Origin of the sequence: Streptomyces sp. NPDC057694, from assembly GCF_042799415.1 — a bacterium.
Classification (GTDB): Bacteria; Actinomycetota; Actinomycetes; order Streptomycetales; family Streptomycetaceae; genus Streptomyces.
Genome location: NZ_JBHVIX010000023.1, coordinates 103,271 through 122,023, shown reverse-complemented (window position 1 = coordinate 122,023; position 18,753 = coordinate 103,271). Strand labels below are relative to the sequence as shown.

The following is an 18,753-nucleotide window of genomic DNA, read 5'->3' as shown; positions in this document are numbered from 1 at the left end:
GGGCTGGCGCCTTTTCGGCGTGGTGGTCATGGCACCTAGAACCACAGGACCGACCGGCCTAAAGGTTGTCCCGCAATGCCCGCAGGCTGGGGTTCGCGGCTTTGGTAAACAGACCTTGGATCCTGGCCCATAGGGGGATTTCTCGGATATGTTTGCCGCCCGCGTAGGGGCTGCGCCTACTGCACCGGCGCGTGCATGATGCAACGATGAGTCAATTTCATGCGGCTGAAGGCGCGTTGGCCCAGGTCGTGTCGCAGGGGCGTTGTCTCGGGGCCACACTGCGAGTACTGCACGACGGCGTCGAGGTCCTCGACCTTGCTGTCGGTGACGCCAATGCCACTCAGATGATGACAACGAGCGCTGTCGTGCCGTGGTTCTCGGCATCGAAGCTGGCAGCGACCGTGGCCGTTGCCCGCGCGTGGGAACTGGGCCTGCTGGACCCGAAGGATCGCGTCGTACAGCACCTTCCCGAGTTCACCGGACCCGGCAAGGACGATATTCGCATCGAGCACCTTCTGACCCACACTGCGCCGTTGCGGGCCGTCGACCGTGAGACCGGCCGACGATTCTCCGACGGCAGGCATGCCTTGCTGAAGCTGGTCCTGAACGGTGACGCCGACCCCGATTGGACGCCTGGCACCCGAGCGGCCTACCTCGGCCACGCCGGGTATCTGCTCCTCGACGAGATCGTGCGACGAGGCAGCGGCCGACCGTTCCCGGACTTCCTGCACCAACAGGTCACTGCGCCACTGCGGCTGACCTCTCGACTGGGCGGTCCTCCCGGCGCCGATGTGGTTGACGTGCCGTGGTTCGGCCCGGCCGAAATGGCCTCCCGCATTGCGCGCTTCGACGTCAGCATGGGGTATCCCAGCGCCTGCATGGCGGGCCCGTTCGGTGATCTTGCAGAGATCTGCGAGATGGTGCGTCAGGCTGGTACACAGCATGGCCGGCGTATCCTCTCGCCCCAGACCTGTGCCGCCTTGGTGACGGATCAGCGACCGACCACACTGATCGACGAATCCGCCGGCCGCGCCCGGCGCTGGGGACTGGGTATGGTCCTCGCCGCTGAGAACTTCGGGCCTGCATCACCTGAGTCGTTTGGAGCGTTGGGAGGAACGGCATGCCTGGTCTTCGCAGATCCCGAAGCCAGCCTCACCGTCTCCCTGTATTTCAACGGCAACACCGGTGCCGCCGACCGACTCAGTCGTGACCAGCGTGTCATTGACGCGCTCTACCACGACCTTCGACAGCTCGGCCTGCGGCCGTAGGCGCACGCTCTCATGCCAAGTCCTCCTGGGCGACCGGCATATGTTCCGCCAGAGTTTGGCGGGCTCCGCACAGTGATCAAGGTGGGATGCTCCCGTAGTGGCTGGTGTGATCACGGCGGCTCGCCTTCGACCTGCTCGTGAACAATTGGGACGCGGGGTGATGTCGGCTAAGGCGTGTCCCGTAACTGATCTTGGAGCTAGTGCGGGCAAAGTCGGCTGCGCTACCGCCCGTTGGCCTATCCGGCGAGCGCGACATTGTGCAGGCGGGCGATGCCGAGGATGGCGTGATGGACGCCGTCGCCTCTGAGGCGGCAGTCGCGCAGGATCTTGTAGGTCTTCATGTGGGCGAAGGTGTACTCGACGCGGGCGCGGACCTGCTTGTGCGACTTGTTGTGGGCCTGCTTCCAGACAGGCAGTTCTTCGCCCTTGCGGCGGCGGTGCGGCATGACGAGACCGGTGCCCGGATAGCCGCCGTCCGCGATCGTCATCGTCTTCCCGACGGCGGACTCAGCGCCGGACTCGGACCAGGCCCGGCAGTCGTTGCGGTTGCCGGGCAGCGGCCGGCCGACCACGACGACGCATCGGCAGTCGGCATCGATCACGGCCTGGTGATTGGTCGAGTAGCGGTAGTTCTTCGACTGCTCCGCCACGCTGTGGTCGCGGGCCGGCACGAGGGTGCCGGCCACGATCAGGACCGAGTCCTGGGCGAACCGCTTGCGCGGCTGGAGAGCGAGCTTCGGGCCGAGGGGATTGATAATCCGGTCGGCTGCCGACTTCGATACCCCGAAGAGCGGTGCGAGCTGGCGCAACGTCAGGTTTGTCCGCCAGTAGGCCGCAACCAGCAGCACGCGATCATCCAGCGGTAGACCCCACGGCCGGCCGCGTCGCGGTTCCTCCGCAGTCCTCCGGCACACCAGGGTCACCGACTTGGCGAAGCAGCGCGGACTCAGCCCGGTGAACGGAGCTATCCAAGAAGGCTCCGACGTCGTGATCACACCTGCCATCCCAAGGCCATCCCACCCGTGAGCAGGGATTCTGAGACAGCCCTCAGATACGTGATGATTATGCGTGCGAACCTCGGGCCCGACCGCCGTCCGCCCCAGTGCGGGCCTGATGCGAACCTCAAAAGCGTCGGCGCAGCAGCCTGATCAGCACCACGTAGGCGACCGCGGCCACCATGAGCATCCAGTAGTAGGGATTGCCGGTGCGACCGGACGCGAGGTCGCCGATGAAAGCGCACAGGTTTCCTACCGTGAGGATCACACCCACACCGGCCCAGGCGCGCACGTTGATCAGGCGAGAGCGTTCGTCCGGATGCTCGACAGCCTCGCGGTAGTTCTGGCTGCGGCGCGCCAGCTCGAACACGGTCAGGCTGCACAGCACCATGACCCCGAACACCAAGAGCCCGATGCCGACATGGTCACCGACGGCGGCGGTCACCAGGCAGATGAAACCGATGCCGAGGAAGAAGGCGGGCACGGACCACTTGGCCGAGCTCTCAGCCGTGCGTGGTGTCTCCGTCGACATGGAACATCTCCTCTACTTTGCACTGGAAGAACCTGCCCAAGGACAAGGCGAGCGGCAAGGACGGCGTGTATCGCTCGGCCTCGATGGAGTTGATCGTCTGCCGCGAGACTCCGACGACTGCCCCGAGCTGCGCTTGGGAGAGCCCGCGTGCCAAGCGCAGCTTCCTGACCTCATTCCTCACATGGAAAGCATGCTTTCCATTGCGCTTAGGTGTCAAGCTAGCTTTCCATTCCGGCCTTGCGTACCAGTGTGGAGCGGGTGGAGGCCGTGCGGGCCGCCTGCCGCGAGCTTCGAGACCAAGCTCGAACGCGAGCCGCACGAAACCAGATCGCCCACGGTCACCAACCCGGTGAAGCAGTCCAACCCGGTTCGAGCTGGAGCCATCCAGGACGCTGCGTCGGCGTGGTCACACCAGCCATCACAGGATCATCCAACGCGTGGCCAGGCGTTACGGGACAGCCTTTACACGCACGCGAGTGACGGGGACCGCCGCGAGGCCATGGGCCACATGGACCGCCTGCTGAAGCGACGTCGCTGAGGGCGACTGCCGTCAACCGCTACCGTCAACGGCCCCGCGATCCAAGATCGCGGGGCCGTTGTCCCAGGTGATGCGTTGAGCCCCCTGTCGGATTCGAACCGACGACCTTCGCTTTACAAGAGCGGCGCTCTGACCAGCTGAGCTAAGGAGGCAGCCCGAGCAGTGTAACCAAAGCCGGAGCCCCCGCTCTCGAATATTTCGACGAATCTCACAGCCCCCGGACTACTGACAGATCCGGCATCCGCCAGGTACCGTCCGATCAGTTCACCCGTGTGGACTACACCTCTCCGGGATCGCCCGGCGGGGATCACCTTCTTTACAACGGATCGTCCGGCACGTTCCTGCCGGTGAAGGGGGCTTCACAGCCATGGCTTCTGTCACGTTCGACAAGGCGACCCGCGTCTACCCGGGTTCCACCAAGCCCGCGGTCGACGGCCTGGAGATCGAGATCGAGGACGGCGAGTTCCTCGTCCTCGTCGGTCCCTCCGGCTGCGGAAAGTCGACCTCCCTGCGCATGCTCGCGGGTCTCGAGGACGTCAACGGCGGAGCGATCCGCATCGGTGACCGCGACGTCACGCACCTGCCGCCGAAGGACCGGGACATCGCCATGGTGTTCCAGAACTACGCGCTCTACCCGCACATGTCCGTCGCCGACAACATGGGCTTCGCGCTCAAGATCGCCGGCGTGAACAAGGCGGAGATCCGGCAGAAGGTCGAAGAGGCCGCGAAGATCCTCGACCTCACCGAGTACCTGGACCGCAAGCCGAAGGCCCTCTCCGGTGGTCAGCGCCAGCGTGTCGCGATGGGCCGCGCCATCGTGCGTGAGCCCCAGGTCTTCCTCATGGACGAGCCGCTGTCGAACCTCGACGCCAAGCTCCGTGTGTCGACGCGTACGCAGATCGCCTCGCTCCAGCGCCGCCTCGGCATCACCACCGTCTACGTCACCCACGACCAGGTCGAGGCCATGACGATGGGTGACCGCGTCGCGGTCCTCAAGGACGGTCTGCTCCAGCAGGTCGACACCCCGCGCAACATGTACGACCGCCCGGCCAACCTGTTCGTCGCCGGCTTCATCGGCTCCCCGGCCATGAACCTGGTCGAGGTCCCGATCACCGACGGCGGCGTGAAGTTCGGCAACTCGGTCGTCCCGGTCAACCGCGACGCCCTGAAGGCCGCCGCCGACAAGGGCGACACCACGGTCACCGTCGGCGTCCGCCCCGAGCACTTCGACATCGTCGAGCACGGTGGCGAGGCCGCGAAGACCCTCACGAAGGACGCGAGCGACGCCCCGGCCGGCCTCGCGGTCTCCGTGAACGTCGTGGAGGAGCTCGGCGCCGACGGTTACGTCTACGGCGCCGCGCAGGTCAACGGCGAGCACAAGGACCTGGTCGTCCGGGTCAACGGCCGCCAGGTGCCGGAGAAGGGCACCCAGCTGCACGTCGTGCCGCGTCCGGGCGAGACCCACGTGTTCTCGACCTCCACGGGCGAGCGCCTCACCGACTGAACCGGCTGAACCCCCAGAAGTTCCCGGAAGGGCCCCGCACTTCGGTGCGGGGCCCTTCCGCACGTTCGGCCACGTTGTCGACAAATACCCCGGCAACTCGGACATTTCACTACCGGACGTCAACACCTCATCATCAAAACCAAGTTGCGTGTCGCTCAGTCGAGTGACTAAATGTCGCCAAATCATCACCTACCGCTACGCTCACTCGCGTGACGCACTCTGCTACCTACACCCAGAAGCCGCGCCGCGCCCGGGGCCGGGGCCCCGCCCGCCGCGCCGCCCGCACGCTCGCGTTCGTCCTGCCGGTGATGCTGGTGCTCTCCGGAACCCTCGCGGTCACCCGAGTCAACTGGTCGGGAGGCTCTTCGGACTCCGTCCTCACAGCTTCCTCACAGGACGTGTCGGCGCGCGCCAAATCGCGCGCCCCCCAGGACGTCCTGCGCGACCGTCTCCTCGTCGAACTGCAGGAGAAGGATCCGGGCACGGCACTCACCCACCTCCAGCAGGAGATCGACCAGCGGCCCTCGCTCGCCAAGTACTGCATGTCGATCGCGAAGTCGCTCGGCCGAGCCGCCGTGCAGGCCTACGGTCCGGCGCGCGCGCAGTCGTACGCCCGCCCGGTCTGCGACACCTCCTTCGCCACCGGCGTGGCAGGCTTCCGGGCCTGACGGGCGGCTGACCGCAGCCGAGTCCCCAGTCACTCCACGGGCCGTGCGCACGTAGGGTTCCGGTCATGACGACCGCTGAACCCGCCGCGCACGGCCCGCACTCGTATCCGCACCGGCCCACGCAGGCCGTCGTCCTGGCGGGCGGCCAGGGCTCGCGGCTGCGTCCGTACACCGACGACCGCCCCAAGCCGATGGTGGAGATCCCGGGCACGGGCACGCCGATCATCGGCCATCAGCTGACCTGGCTCGCCGAGGAGGGCGTGACCGACGCCGTCGTCTCCTGCGGCCATCTGGCCGAGGTCCTCCAGGAGTGGCTGGCTCAGGCCGAACTCCCGCTGCGGGTCACGACCGTGGTCGAGACGGAGCCGCTCGGCCGCGGTGGCGGCCTGAAGTACGCGGCCGGGCACCTGCCCCACCCCGACCGGCCCTGGTACGCCACGAACGGCGACATCTGGACCCGGTTCTCGCTGCGCGAGATGGCCGACTTCCACCACGAGCGGGAGGCCACCGCGACGCTCGCCCTGGCCCGGCCGCGCATTCCGTGGGGCGTCGTGGAGACCAACGCGTTCGGTCACATCACCGACTTCATCGAGGCCCCGCCGTCCCCGTACCTGATCAACGCGGGCGTCTACGTCTTCTCCCCCGAGTTCGCCTCGCTCCTGCCGGCCACCGGCGACCACGAGCGCACGACGTTCCCGCGCCTGGCCCGCGCCAAGCGGCTCGCGGGCTTCCCGATCCCGCAGGGCGCGTACTGGCGGGCGATCGACACGGCGAAGGACCTCACGGAGGCCGCGAAGGAGCTGGCCGCACAGGGCCGTTGAGCGGCCCTCCTGCCATGGTTCTACGCCGATGGGGCCCCGCACGACGATCGTGCGGGGCCCCATCGGCGTAGCGGGCGAAGAGCGGTCAGCCGAGGAGACCGCCGACGAGCTTGCTGCCGCCCGAGGAGTCGGAACCGCCGCCGCCACCACCGTCGCCGCCGCTGGACGACGTGCCGCCGTCCGACGTGCCGCCACCCGACGTCCCGCCACCACTGGTGGGGGCGCCGCCGGTGCTGCTCGGCGGCTGCTGCGGGGTCGTCTGCTGCGGCGGGGCCTGGCCCGCCGTGGCGCCCTGCGTCGGCGTGCTGGTCGTCCCGCTGGCGCTGCCGCTCTCGCGGGCGGCGCCGGGCGAACCGGACGGGCTCGACGTGGTGCCCTGCGTCGGCGCGTTGGACGCCGAGGGGCTCGACGAGCGCCGCTCCTGCTTCTTCGTGCTGCCGGGCTCCGAGGGGAGCGGGGAGCCGGGCTGCTGGTTGTGCGGGGCGTCGCCGGGGCCCGGGGCGGTGACCCGGTCGGCGTCGCGCACGGCGCCGCCGAGCAGCGATCCGATCAGCAGGGTGAGGCCGATGACGACGGTCGCGACGACGGCGCCGCGGCGCAGGACGTAGCGGCGCAGCTCACCGAGCGTGGAGCGCGGGCCGAGCCGCCGCCAGGCACGTGAGGCGAGTCGTCCGTCGATGGAGTAGACCGGGGCGCCGGCGATGATCAGCGGCGACCATGCGGCGAGATAGATGATGTCCGGCGCGTCGTAGGCGGGGACGGTCTTCCAGCTGACGGTGACGAGGATCGCGGCGGAGAGCAGGACGCCGACGGCGGCGGCGAGCCGCTGCCAGAGTCCGAGCACCGTGAGCACGCCGACGATGACCTGGAAGAAGGCGATGGCGAGTCCGGCGCCGACCGGATGCTGCAACGCCCAGTCGCGCAGCGGCTCGGCGAGCTCCCACGGGTGCAGCGAGTTGAGCCACTTGACCATGGAGCCGCGCTCGCCGCCGTCGAAGTAGACGGGGTCGCAGAGCTTGCCCATGCCCGCGTAGATCGAGATGAAGCCGAGGAAGACGCGCAGCGGGAGCAGCACCACGCCGAGGTTCATCCGGCGCCCGGGGTAATAGGCGTGCCGGACGGGTCCGTAGCGGCGGGCGGCGGTGCTCTCGGTGTCGTCCTCGCCGTCGTCGGGGCCGTCGAACTCGTCGCCCCGGTAGCGGACTTGGTCGAGCTCGCCGGAGTCCTCGAAGGCGCTGCCGGACTGCCGCATCTTGGGCAGGATCCGGGCGCCGGGCTCGACGACGGGCGTCTCCTGGGTCGGCTCGCCCGCGTACAGGTCGTCGACGTCGATGCGCGGGATGACCTGCGTGGCACCGGCCGCTTCCGGCTCGCCGGGGCGGCGCGCGCCGGTCAGCAGGCCGTCGGCGGCGAAGGCGCCGCCGCTCATGACGACGGGGCGTCGGCGGGCCGCCGGCGTACCGGCGGCGGTGATCACGGGAATGCGCGCGGTCGCCGCGTCGACGGCGGACAAGTGCCGGGCGATGCGCGGGAGTTGAGTCTTCTGCGCCGTGGGGAGCTGCACGCGGAAACTCGCGTGGTTGACGATGACCTGCGCCGGGTCGCACGGAACCTTCACCATGCTCAGCGCGGGGCCGTCGTCGAATCCCGACGAGCGGTCCCCCGAGGGTGTGCGGGGCGTTCTGGTGTCCACACTCATCTAACCGAGTGATGTGTGTTTAGGACACTGCCTTGACTGCGCCAAAATGTCCGGGCCCCGTCAAGGTCATCACGGGTCCGTCGCCGACTGCGGGTGCGCGAGAAGCCCCACCGGCCGGCAGCCGACGACGAGACCGGGAATCAGCTCCGGCGCCGAGCAGCCTCGTAGAGGACAACACCCGCGGCCACACCGGCGTTCAGCGACTCGGCGCCACCCGGCATCGGGATCCGGACCCGGTAGTCACAGGTCTCCCCGACCAGCCGGGAAAGACCCTTCCCCTCGCTGCCGACGACGATGACGACGGGCCCTTCGAGCGCGGCGAGGTCACCCACGGTGTCCTCCCCGTCGGCGGCGAGCCCGACGATGGCGAGGCCCGCCTTCTTGTACTGCTCAAGGGCGCGGGTCAGATTGGTGGCGCGAGCCACCGGCGTGCGCGCGGCGGCACCGGCGGACGTCTTCCAGGCCCCGGCGGTCATCCCGGCGGCACGCCGCTCGGGCACCACGACCCCGTGCCCGCCGAACGCGGAGACGGAGCGGACGACGGCGCCCAGGTTGCGCGGGTCCGTCACCCCGTCGAGGGCGACGATCAGCGGGTCCTGGCCCTCGTCGAACGCGGCGGCGACCAGGTCCTCCGGGAACGCGTACTCGTAGGGCGGCACCTGGAGCACGAGGCCCTGGTGGTTCAGCCCGTTGGTCATCCGGTCCAGCTCGGGGCGCGGGGCCTCCATGAGGTGGATGCCGCCGCGCTCACCGGCGAGCTGGAGCGCCTCGCGGACCCGCTCGTCGTTGTCGATGAACTGCTGGACGTAGAGCGTGCTCGCGGGCACGCCCTCGCGCAGCGCCTCGACGACCGGGTTGCGGCCGACGACCATCTCGGAGGTGGACTTGCCGCGCGGGCCGCCGGTGCGGCTGGTGGGGCGGCCCTGGGCGCGCTTGGCCTGGGCCGTCGCGATGCGGTTCTTCTTGTGCTTCTTGCGCATCTCGGCGGGCGGGGTCGGGCCCTTGCCCTCGAGCCCCTTGCGTCGCTGGCCGCCACTGCCGACCTGCGCGCCCTTCTTGCCGGACATGCGGCGGTTGTTGTTGGCGGCCATGACCTACCTGTTCTCTTACGACGAATGTGTGTACGTATATGCCAGTGTGCCGCCCCGTGCGTCGGACGGCACACTTCAGGGTGCGCTCAGCGCGGGCCGAGCGTCCAGCGCGGCCCCTGCGGGCTGTCCTCGATGACGAGCCCGGACTGGCCGAGCTGGTCGCGGATGGCGTCGGCGGTGGCCCAGTCCTTGCGGGCCCGGGCCGCCTCGCGCTGGTCGAGCACGAGCCGTACGAGGCTGTCGACGACGCCGTGCAGGTCCTCGCCCTGTCCCAGGTCGCCCGCCCAGTGGGCGTCGAGCGGGTCGAGGCCGAGGACGCCGAGCATGGCGCGCACCTCGGCGAGGCGGGCGACGGCGCCCTCCTTGTCGTCGGCGGCGAGGGCGGAGTTCCCCTGGCGCACGGCGGTGTGCACGATGGCCAGCGCCTGCGGGACGCCCAGGTCGTCGTCCATCGCCTCGGCGAAGGCCGGCGGCACCTCGGCGGCCGGGGCGACGGTGCCCCCGGCCAGCTCGGTGACGCGCTGGATGAAGCCCTCGATGCGCGCGAACGCCGACTCGGCCTCGCGCAGCGCTTCCTCGCTGTACTCGATGGTCGAGCGGTAGTGCGGGGTGCCCAGGTAGTACCGGAGCACGATCGGCCGCCAGTGCTTGACCATCTCGGAGACGAGGACGCTGTTGCCCAGCGACTTCGACATCTTCTCGCCGGCCATGGTGACCCAGTAGTTGTGCACCCAGTACTTCGCGAAGTCGTCGCCGAAGGCCTTGGCCTGCGCGATCTCGTTCTCGTGGTGCGGGAAGACCAGGTCGAGGCCGCCGCCGTGGATGTCGAAGGCGGGGCCCAGGTACTTGTGGGCCATGGCCGAGCACTCCAGGTGCCAGCCCGGACGGCCGCGGCCCCACGGCGTCTCCCAGCTGGGCTCGCCCGGCTTGGTCGCCTTCCACATGGCGAAGTCGCGCGGGTCGCGCTTGCCGGTGATGCCCTCCTCGGGCGGCTGGCGCAGCCCGTCGAGCTCCTGGTTCGACAGCTCCAGATAGCCGGGGAACGAGCGCACGTCGAAGTACACGTTCCCGTCGGCCTCGTAGGCGTGACCGCGCTCGATGAGCCCGCGCATCATCTCGATCATCTCGGGGACGTGGCCGGTGGCGCGCGGCTCGTACGTCGGCGGCAGGCAGCCGAGAGCGTCGTAGGCGTCGTTGAACGCCCGCTCGTTCTCGTACCCGATCGACCACCACGGCCGGTTCTGCTCGGCCGACTTCTTGATGATCTTGTCGTCGATGTCCGTCACGTTGCGGATGAACGTGACGTCGTAGCCGCGGTACGCGAACCAGCGCCGCATGATGTCGAAGTTGAGCCCCGACCTGATGTGCCCGATGTGCGGGGCCGCCTGCACGGTCGCACCACAGAGGTAGATCGAGACACAGCCCGGCGTGAGCGGGATGAAGTCACGGATCTGCCGGGCGCTGGTGTCGTACAGGCGAATAGTCACGCCTCCAGGGTAGTAGCCCCGAGGGAGTGCGGGCGCCCCTTCAGGAGCGCGGGGAACTGCGCGCCCGGCCCCCGCGACGCGTCACTCGACGACGAACCGGCGGGAGCGAGGGGACGCAGTCCCCCAAAAGAGGCGAACCCCCACGAACCTCAGACCCGCCCGACGACCTTCCGGGCACGGACCCGCACGACGACCCGCTCGGCGTCGTCGGCCGACGACGCGTTGAACTCCGCGTACTTCTTCCCGGTGTACTTCAGCGACAGCTCGTCGATGAGTTCCTGACCACCCTCGGTGGTGATCTCGACGGTGCCGCGGATCTCGGCGTAGGCGTACGGGTTGTCGGCGGGCTGCACGAGCACCGTCACCCGGGGGTCGCGCCGCAGGTTCTTCTCCTTGCGGCGGCCGACGGTCGTGGAGAACAGCACGTCGTCGCCGTCGCGCTTGGCCCACACCGGGGAGACCTGCGGGCTCCCGTCGGGCTGGATGGTGGCGACACCGATGAAGACCTTGCTGTCGAGCAGGGCCTTGAGCTCGTCGGAGAGCTGGGCGGACATGGCTTCACTCCTTCTCGTGAGACTGCGGACGAATACCCGATCCTGCGGCAACACACCGCACGGGCCCGGTATTTCGGCCGGGTGTCACCCACGGCGACTGCCGCGTCGTCGTGGCTCGGCGGAGCCGCCGATGAACACAGCCCTGCGCCCTTGGAGGGGCCTTCGGCCCGCCAAGGCCACCAGGGCGCCCACGCAGGCCAAGGCCGCCGCCGGGGCCAGTACCGCCCATGGGGCCCGCTCCGCGTACGGGAGGTTCTCCATCAGGAGGCGGCCCCATTCGGGGGTGGGGGGCTGGGTGCCCAGGCCCAGGAAGCTGAGGGAGGCGAGGGCGAGGGTCGTGGGGGCCAGGCGGAGGGCCGCGTGGCGGGTGACCGGGCCGAGGACGCCGGGCAGGACGTGGCGGCGCAGGATGTGCGGGCGGCCCGCGCCCTGGGCGAGCGCGGCCTCGACGTGGCCCGAGGCCCGTTCCGTCTCGGCCAGCGCCGCGGTGTGCGCGGCCAGCGGGGCCCAGCCGACGGCGGCGACGGCGACGGCCGCGCCGGTCTGCCCGGCCCCGAACAGGCCGGTGACCAGGAGCCCGGCGAGGATCGCGGGCAGCGCGTTGGCGACCTCGGCCGGGCCCTTGGCCCAGCGGGTGAGGCCGAGGGCGATGCCCACGATCCAGCAGGCGGCGCAGACGGCGGCCGCCGTGGCCAGGGTGCGCAGCGCGCCGTGGCCGAGCCGGGCCAGCACGTCGCGGCCGAGCGCGTCGGTGCCGAAGGGGTGGGCGCCCGACGGCGGGGCGAGGCGGGCGGTCAGCTCGACCTGGAGCGGGTCGCGGGTCAGGCCCCAGACCAGCACCGTGAGCAGGGCGGCGGCGAGGGCGAGCGACGCGTACGTGGCCGCCCGCCCGCCCGCGCGCACCGGAGCGGCGCCGGGCAGCGCACCCGCGCGCAGGGCGGGGCCGAGCAGCCGTCGCCGGACGAGTTCGACGGCGACGGCCGCGACGACGCCGAGCGCGAGCAGCGCGAGGAGGCAGCCCTGGAGCAGCGGAAGGTCGAGGTCGAGCGCGGCGGCGACGGCGGTGCCGCCGAGGCCGGGGATGGCGAACACCGCCTCGACGGCGGCCGCCGCCCCGGTCAGGCCGACCATGGTGAGCCCCGCCTGCGGCAGCACGGCGGGCAGGGCGCGGCGCACCGCGTGCCGGGCGATGCGTGAGCGCGGCATGCCGTTCGCGCGGGCGGTGCGCACCCAGGGTTCGGCGAACGCGGTGGGCAGCGCGTCCTGCGCGAGCCGTCCGAGGACGGCGCCCGCGGGCAGGCCGAGGGCGAGCGCGGGCAGCACGGCGGAGGCGGGCGAGGCCCAGCCCTGCGCCGGGAACCAGCCGAGCCGGACGGCGAACAGCGTCGCGAGGACGGAGGCGAGCAGGAACTCGGGGAGGGCGGCGAGCACCCCGGCGACCACGCCGTTCGGAGGCTCGGCCCGGCCGCGGCGCAGGGCCGGCAGACACACGGCCACCGCGACGAGGACGGCGACCACCATCGCGTACGCCATCAGCGACACGGACACGTGGAAGCCGGCGGAGACGTCCGCGCCGACGTCGGCGCCCGTCACCCAGGACGTGCCGAGGTCCCCGTGCGCGAGGCCGCGCAGCCACTGCCCGAGGAAGGTGAACGGGCCGTCGCCGAGCCCCAGTTGGTCGCGCACCTCGGCGAGCTGCTTCGGTGTCGTGGGCGCGTCCCCGTACCGCGCGTGCAGCACGGTCAGGGCCGGGTCGGTGCGGGTGAGCCAGGGCAGCAGCGCGGTGAGCGCGAGCAGCCCGCCCGCGGCGGCGACCCGCCCCGCGCCCACCTTGAGGCTCGTCGGACTCAGCTTCCTCACGCGCGTGTCTCCAGGCCGATGAACTGCCGCTCGTAGGGGTCGAGGACGACGCCGCGCACCCCGGCGCCGACGCCCTGGAGGTGTTCCTCGTGGACGATCGGCACGACGGCGTCGGTACGCAGCACGGCGGCCTCGGCGGCGAGCACGGCGCGCTGCCGGGCCGCGCCCTCGCGGCCCGCGGCGTCGCGCACGGCGGCGTCCACGCGGGCGTCGCGCAGCTGGGAGATGTTGAAGCTGCCGCCGCCGGTGAAGTCGGAGGCGAGGTACGAGACCGGGTCGCCGGTGTCCAGCGCGGTGGAGCGGGACATCAGGAACGCGTCGTAGTCGCCGTCCAGCGCCCCGGCCTCCAGGCGCGCGTAGTCCTTGACGACGAGGCGCACCCCGAACCCGGCCCGCTTCAGCTGCTGTCCGAGCGCGGCGGCGACCTCGGGCAGCTCGGCCCGGTTGGTGTACGTGGCGAGGGTGAGCGTGCGGCCGCGCGGCGCCGTGGCCGCCACCCGGCCGGTGACCGGCAGCCGCTTGCCGTCGGCCCAGGCGAACCCGGGTCCGAGCAGCCCGTCGGCGCGCTCCGCGTATCCCTCGTAGACGCTGCTCGCCAGCGCGCTGGTGTCGACGCCCGCGCGGACGGCGGCGCGCAGCCCGGGGTCGGCGAGCGGGCCCCTGCGGGTGTTGAGGTACAGGGTCGTGGTGCGCACGGTGGCGACCCGCCGGGCCCGGCCGCCGAGCACCAGCGCCTGCGCGGCGGGCACGAACTCGGCGACCTCGATCTGGCCCGAACGCAGCGCGTTGGCGCGGGCGTTGTTGTCGGCGACGAAGGTGACGTCGAGGCCGCGCGCGGCGGCCCGGCCGCGCCAGTGCCCGTCGAACCGGTCGAGCGTCGCGGACACCGCCCCGTTCACCTTCGTCAGGGCGAACGGGCCGGTGGCGGTGCCGACGGGGTCCACCGTCCCGCCCGTCCGGTAGGCGGCGGGCGAGAAGACGGCGAGCGAGGGGTTCGCGAGGCGCGCGGGCAGCAGCGGATCGGCGTCCCCGGCCGTGATCCGCACGGTCCGCTCCCCCACCGCCTCGGCGGTCAGCTTCACGTCGCTCAGGACGCGCGGGGTGACCTTCGCCCGCCCGGCCTCGGTCAAGGACCGTGCGACGGCGGCGGCGGTGACGTCCCGGCCGTCCTGGAAGCGCGCGGCGCGCAGGGTGAACTCCCAGGTGGTGGCGGTGGTACGGGTCCACTTCGCGGCCAGCGCGGGATGGATCACGCCATCGGCGTCCATCCGGGTCAGCCCGTCGACGACCGCGAGCCGGCTCAGCAGCAGACCGTCGTCGCCGTACGGGGACAGGCCCTGGGTGGGCGCGAAGGCGAGGTCGACGCCGAGCCGGCCGCCGCGCGCGGTGCCGGTGAACGCCCCGCAGGCGCTGGTGAACCCGAGCCCGGCCGCCGCGAGCAGGAAGCCACGGCGGCGCATCAGCCGACGGGAAGGGGCACGGGCACGGCGGCGGGCAGCGGCAGTTCGAAGTGGACGATGCCCTGTCCGCCGCCGGGCAGCTCGCGCTCGTCGCAGACCTCGCTCGCGAGCGCCCGCCAGAACGGTTCGGCGCCGCTCACGGCCGGGTCGGTGTGCAGGTAGATCGCGTCGTAGCCGCCGACGCCCGCGACGAAGGCGGTCAACTCGCGCACCAGGGCGCGGGCCAGGCCGTGCCGCCGGTGCTCGGGGCGTACGTAGATGCGGCACAGCTGGGCGGTGGAGCCGGACGGGAAGCGGTCGGCGACCCATCGCGGGTTGGGCGGCGCGGCCGGACCGCGGTCCCGCACCCCGCCGGTGGCGACGATCTCACCGCTGGGCAGGTGCTCGGCGACGAGCAGCGTGCGGCGCTCGGGGCGCAGGTAGTGGCCGGCCGGGTCGATGATGTCGGCGTGCCAGCGCGGCACGTAGCCGGACTTCAGGTCGCGGTACACGGTGTCCAGCATGACGGCACGGGCCCCGTCCACATCGCCGTCACCGGCCACGCGGATCACGTAGTCGCCCATTGCCTGCCTTCGCGTCGTCCGAGCCCTGATCGGCCCGCGTCACGCGAGCCGATCATCCTGCCCTGACATGCTAACTGCAAGTAATGCGCAATAAGGGGGCGGGGCGGCTTCCGTGCAGGTCAGGCGGTACCGGCCCGCACCACCAGCGCCGTCGCCACCGCCATCAGCCCCTCGTCGCGCCCGGGGAAGCCGAGCCCGTCGGTGGTCGCGCCCGAGACGGAGACCGGCGCTCCGGCGGCCTCGGACAGCACCTTCTGCGCCTCGTCGCGCCGCTTGCCGATCTTCGGCCGGGGGCCGACGACCTGCACCGCGACATTGCCGATCACGAATCCCGCGTCCCGCACGATCCGGGCCGCCTCCGCGAGCAGCGTGAGCCCGCTCGCCCCCGACCACTCGGGGCGCCCGGTGCCGAAGTGCTGGCCCAGGTCACCGAGCCCTGCGGCCGAGAACAGCGCGTTGCAGGCGGCATGGGCGACGACGTCGGCGTCGGAGTGCCCGGCGAGCCCGGGGCCCGTGTAGTCGGGGGCCTCCCACTTCAGCCCGGCGCACCACATCTCCCGCCCCTCCTCGAAGGCGTGGATGTCGGTCCCGATCCCGACCTGCGGCAGCACGTACGGAAACGGCTGCTGGACCGGCTGCTGGTCAGAACCCATCGTTGGCCCTCCTGCGGGCGAGCACGGCCTCGGCGAGGACGAGGTCGAGGGGGCGGGTCACCTTGAACGCCTCCTCGTGCCCGGGCACGAGCACGACCTGAAGCCCGAGCTGCTCCACCATGCTCGCGTCGTCGGTCACGTCCTCGGTGACGCTGTCGTGCGCCAGCCGGAGCGTTTCGTGGTCGAAGCCCTGCGGGGTCTGCACCGCGCGCAGCTTGGCCCGCGACGGGGTCGCGACGACCGGCTCGGGGCTGCCGTCGGTGGTCGGCACGACCTCCTTGACGGTGTCCGCGAGCGGCAGCGCGGGCACGACGGCCGGGGAGCCGTCCCGTACGGCCTCGATGACCGCGTCGACGGTGTCCACCGGCACCAGCGGCCGGGCCGCGTCGTGCACGAGGACGATGTCGATGCCGTCGGGGAGGGCGTCGAGCCCGAGCTTCACGGACTCCTGGCGGGACGCGCCGCCGGGCACGACGACGAAGTCGGTCCGCTCGGGCAGCGCGTGGTCGGCGAGCAGGCTCTTCACCTCGGCCGCGCCGTCGGGCGGGGCGACGACCACGACGAGGGAGACGGAGCGGGACGCCGCCATGGCGCGCACGGCGTGGATCAGCATCGGGGTGCCGCTCAGCGCGCGGAGCGCCTTGGGGGTGCCCGGACCGAGGCGTACGCCCCGGCCGGCGGCCGGAATCACGGCCGCGGTGCGTGCTCGGGCGACAACGGGACGCGTTTCGTCAGACATCGGTTCCGTTCAGGTTTGTACGCTCGGGGGTGGTGGGTATGGCCACATCGTGCCGGGCGCGACGCCTTGACCGGACCCCTTCCGTGACACCGGTCGAGCCTGCTGTCCGGGCCCGGCACATCAGGGGACGGCACATCGACGTACATCCCGGGGCGAGCGGATACAAGCATGCCGCAGCGCCCGGCGACACCATAAGGGTCAGCGGGCACCACGGCATTTGTTTCCTACGCGCTCATCCCGCGCAGCGGCGCGTCAGGACGCGAGGACCTCGTCGAGCAGGGCCTCGGCCTTGTCCTCGTTCGTGTTCTCCGCGAGAGCGAGCTCACTCACCAGGATCTGGCGAGCCTTGGCGAGCATGCGCTTCTCACCCGCGGACAGTCCGCGCTCACGCTCACGACGCCAGAGGTCACGTACAACCTCCGCGACCTTGATGACATCACCGGAGGCGAGCTTCTCCAGGTTTGCCTTGTAGCGGCGCGACCAGTTCGTGGGCTCCTCGGCGTACGGCGCGCGCAGTACCTCGAAGACCCGGTCGAGCCCGTCCTGACCGACCACATCACGCACGCCGACGAACTCCGCATTGTCCGCTGGCACACGTACCGTCAAGTCGCCCTGGGCGACCTTCAGCACCAAGTAGGTCTTGTCCACGCCTTTGATCTGGCGAGTTTCGATAGCCTCGATCAGCGCGGCCCCGTGATGGGGATAGACCACGGTGTCGCCAACCTTGAACGTCATGTGACAGGTACCCCTTCCGTGGCTATCCAGGGTAACACGGAAACTGCGGGTTCTGAATGGCGTTTTCGCAGGTCAGGGCATATCTCGGGGCTTGACAACAACAACAGGAACGTGCTGCGAAGGGGTCCGCGGACGGAAGAGGAGCGGGGTATTCGCAGGTCGGAGCAGCTGTCCGACGAAGGAGAAACGCGAACGTTACAGCCCCTTGAACAGACGTCCAAGGGGTCGAACGTCCCGGTTTGTGAGGTTCGGGACGGGAGACTTCCGCTACTCCGTTCGGGCGCACTGAGCTCCGTTCGAGCCGAATCAGGAATTGATCACCGCGTTTCCCGTGGCCGGGTGATCGTTTTTCCGTACCCCCATGCATTCCTTACCGGAAATCCGTACCCACCGCTGGACAGGCCCTATGCGAATGACGAACAAGGGGCCATTGGTGACGGTGAGGAACACGCGATGTCCGGTGCGTGTGCGACGGCCTGCGACGAGCCGACGGCCGCTAGGGCCTGTCTTCAAACTCCCCTCTGCTCCGCGACGCCTGGCACGCACTCTCGCCGCACCGGGCACAAACCCAAGTACGTCCAGTACGAGGCCTTGCACCCGGCACGCCGAGAGCACGCACCAGACGCCGCGGAGCCGCCCTCCGGGCGACGAGGGGAGTTCGAAGACAGGCCCTAGGGGCGGGTCGGGTGCGATGGCGTGAGAACGGCTCGGTAATCTAAGGCCGCTGACAGACCCTTAGGACGGCTTTACATCCTGTGAAGCCGTCTGTCCCGCCCACGTTCAAGGAGTAGCCGCCGCCGTGAGCAGCAGCCTTCGACGCGGCGCCCTCGCCGCCGCCGCCATCGCGTTCTCGATCGCCTCGCTCGCCGCGTGCGGTGCCGGCCACAACGCGCAGACGCTTGAGGTGAAGCCGGACAACGCCGCGACGTCGGTCGGCGACATCAAGGTGCAGAACGCCACCGTGATCACCCAGCCCGACCGCACCTCCAAGGGCCCGGCCGTCGTCACCGCCACCGTCTTCAACAACGGCAGGTCCGACCAGAAGCTCGACGGCATCACCGTCGACGGGGTCGGCAAGACCGCGACCCTGACCGACGCCAAGGGCGGCTCGACCATCACGGTCCCGGCCGGCGGCTCCGTCGTCCTCGGCGGCAAGGGCAACGCCTCCGCCGAGCTGCCCAACAGCCGCACCGCGGTCCTCGACGGCAACGCGCAGCCGATCACCTTCTCCTTCAGCCAGGCCGGTGACGTGAAGCTGAAGGCGTTCGTGGTGCCGGCCGAGAGCTACTTCGAGAAGTGGGGCCCGACCGAGGCGCCGCAGACGCCGTCCCCGTCGGCCTCGGAGTCGACCTCCACGTCGCCGTCGTCGTCCGCCACGGCCTCGAACTCCGCGACGTCGTCCGCGACGGCCACGGAGTCCGCCACGGGCCGCTGAGCCCTTACGACGTGCCGTAACGCCCCGGGGGGGGGGGTCCCGCTGGGGGCTGCCCCCGGGGGGGTTTTTTTTTTTTTTTTTTTTTTTTCCCGCGAGGCTCCCAATCTCACCTTTTGCCCAAGACAACGAACACGGCCACATCAGGCCGGGG

At 70.7% G+C, this 18,753-nt stretch carries 18 protein-coding genes and 1 tRNA gene; 5 read left to right on the top strand and 14 right to left on the bottom strand.

All coding sequences use genetic code 11. The features are described from left to right. Positions 1–206: 206 nt before the first annotated feature. Complete coding sequence (locus ACFVDP_RS34800; protein WP_383498482.1) at positions 207–1,268, top strand: serine hydrolase domain-containing protein; 1,062 nt, start codon at positions 207–209, stop codon at positions 1,266–1,268. A gap of 236 nt (positions 1,269–1,504) precedes the next feature. On the opposite strand, the gene ACFVDP_RS34795 is transcribed toward ACFVDP_RS34800, so the two are convergent. From ACFVDP_RS34795 to ACFVDP_RS34780, 4 genes are all read right to left on the bottom strand, one after another. Beyond that, on the bottom strand, positions 1,505–2,272 hold the full coding sequence (locus ACFVDP_RS34795) for a transposase (protein ID WP_383498480.1): 768 nt from the start codon (positions 2,270–2,272) through the stop codon (positions 1,505–1,507). 118 nt (positions 2,273–2,390) lie between these two features. Then, complete coding sequence (locus ACFVDP_RS34790; protein WP_383498478.1) at positions 2,391–2,795, bottom strand: hypothetical protein; 405 nt, start codon at positions 2,793–2,795, stop codon at positions 2,391–2,393. Then, on the bottom strand, positions 2,767–2,976 hold the full coding sequence (locus ACFVDP_RS34785) for a helix-turn-helix transcriptional regulator (protein WP_383498476.1): 210 nt from the start codon (positions 2,974–2,976) through the stop codon (positions 2,767–2,769). The genes ACFVDP_RS34790 and ACFVDP_RS34785 overlap by 29 nt, the downstream gene beginning before the upstream one ends. A 435-nt stretch (positions 2,977–3,411) precedes the next feature. Beyond that, a tRNA-Thr gene (locus ACFVDP_RS34780) sits at positions 3,412–3,485 on the bottom strand. Positions 3,486–3,700: 215 nt separating this feature from the next. Here ACFVDP_RS34780 and ACFVDP_RS34775 point away from each other — a divergent pair. The 3 genes from ACFVDP_RS34775 to ACFVDP_RS34765 all read left to right on the top strand — a co-directional run bounded on the left by ACFVDP_RS34775 (position 3,701) and on the right by ACFVDP_RS34765 (position 6,326). Continuing rightward, positions 3,701–4,837, top strand: coding sequence for an ABC transporter ATP-binding protein (locus ACFVDP_RS34775; RefSeq protein WP_383498474.1), 1,137 nt, complete (start codon positions 3,701–3,703; stop codon positions 4,835–4,837). Positions 4,838–5,046: 209 nt separating this feature from the next. Next, entirely contained in the window at positions 5,047–5,505 is a 459-nt protein-coding gene (locus ACFVDP_RS34770) for a hypothetical protein (RefSeq protein WP_111665424.1), read from the top strand. 65 nt (positions 5,506–5,570) lie between these two features. Beyond that, positions 5,571–6,326 carry an NDP-sugar synthase gene (locus tag ACFVDP_RS34765; RefSeq protein ID WP_383498472.1) on the top strand — a complete coding sequence of 252 codons (756 nt, stop codon included), beginning with the start codon at positions 5,571–5,573 and terminating at the stop codon, positions 6,324–6,326. An 85-nt stretch (positions 6,327–6,411) separates the two neighbouring features. Here the strand turns inward: ACFVDP_RS34765 and ACFVDP_RS34760 are convergent, their stop codons facing one another. The 10 genes from ACFVDP_RS34760 to ACFVDP_RS34715 form a co-directional block, all read right to left on the bottom strand. Then, a complete protein-coding gene (locus tag ACFVDP_RS34760; RefSeq protein ID WP_383498470.1) occupies positions 6,412–8,025 on the bottom strand; it encodes a DoxX family protein in 1,614 nt (537 codons plus the stop codon). Positions 8,026–8,165: 140 nt separating this feature from the next. After that, positions 8,166–9,116, bottom strand: coding sequence for a 23S rRNA (guanosine(2251)-2'-O)-methyltransferase RlmB (rlmB, locus tag ACFVDP_RS34755; RefSeq protein WP_383498468.1), 951 nt, complete (start codon positions 9,114–9,116; stop codon positions 8,166–8,168). Between the two features lie 86 nt (positions 9,117–9,202). Then, positions 9,203–10,603, bottom strand: coding sequence for a cysteine--tRNA ligase (cysS, locus tag ACFVDP_RS34750; RefSeq protein WP_383498466.1), 1,401 nt, complete (start codon positions 10,601–10,603; stop codon positions 9,203–9,205). Positions 10,604–10,752: 149 nt separating this feature from the next. After that, positions 10,753–11,157 carry a PPOX class F420-dependent oxidoreductase gene (locus ACFVDP_RS34745; RefSeq protein ID WP_383498464.1) on the bottom strand — a complete coding sequence of 135 codons (405 nt, stop codon included), beginning with the start codon at positions 11,155–11,157 and terminating at the stop codon, positions 10,753–10,755. Positions 11,158–11,241: 84 nt separating this feature from the next. Next, positions 11,242–13,017 (bottom strand): ABC transporter permease subunit, encoded by a 1,776-nt coding sequence (locus tag ACFVDP_RS34740; RefSeq protein WP_383498462.1) that lies wholly within the window; start codon positions 13,015–13,017, stop codon positions 11,242–11,244. Then, positions 13,014–14,477, bottom strand: a complete 1,464-nt coding sequence (locus tag ACFVDP_RS34735; RefSeq protein WP_383498460.1) for an ABC transporter substrate-binding protein — start codon at positions 14,475–14,477, stop codon at positions 13,014–13,016. Before ACFVDP_RS34735 ends, ACFVDP_RS34740 begins: the two co-directional genes overlap by 4 nt. Next, a complete protein-coding gene (locus ACFVDP_RS34730; protein ID WP_383498458.1) occupies positions 14,477–15,040 on the bottom strand; it encodes a GNAT family N-acetyltransferase in 564 nt (187 codons plus the stop codon). The genes ACFVDP_RS34735 and ACFVDP_RS34730 overlap by 1 nt, the downstream gene beginning before the upstream one ends. A gap of 119 nt (positions 15,041–15,159) precedes the next feature. Further along, a complete protein-coding gene (gene ispF / locus ACFVDP_RS34725) occupies positions 15,160–15,693 on the bottom strand; it encodes a 2-C-methyl-D-erythritol 2,4-cyclodiphosphate synthase (RefSeq protein WP_383498456.1) in 534 nt (177 codons plus the stop codon). Beyond that, complete coding sequence (gene ispD, locus ACFVDP_RS34720) at positions 15,683–16,432, bottom strand: 2-C-methyl-D-erythritol 4-phosphate cytidylyltransferase (protein ID WP_383498454.1); 750 nt, start codon at positions 16,430–16,432, stop codon at positions 15,683–15,685. Before ispD ends, ispF begins: the two co-directional genes overlap by 11 nt. 252 nt (positions 16,433–16,684) lie before the next feature. Further along, positions 16,685–17,167, bottom strand: a complete 483-nt coding sequence (locus tag ACFVDP_RS34715; RefSeq protein WP_003953493.1) for a CarD family transcriptional regulator — start codon at positions 17,165–17,167, stop codon at positions 16,685–16,687. 799 nt (positions 17,168–17,966) lie between these two features. Here ACFVDP_RS34715 and ACFVDP_RS34710 point away from each other — a divergent pair. Continuing rightward, on the top strand, positions 17,967–18,602 hold the full coding sequence (locus tag ACFVDP_RS34710; protein ID WP_383498452.1) for a DUF461 domain-containing protein: 636 nt from the start codon (positions 17,967–17,969) through the stop codon (positions 18,600–18,602). The last annotated feature ends 151 nt before the right edge of the window (positions 18,603–18,753 follow it).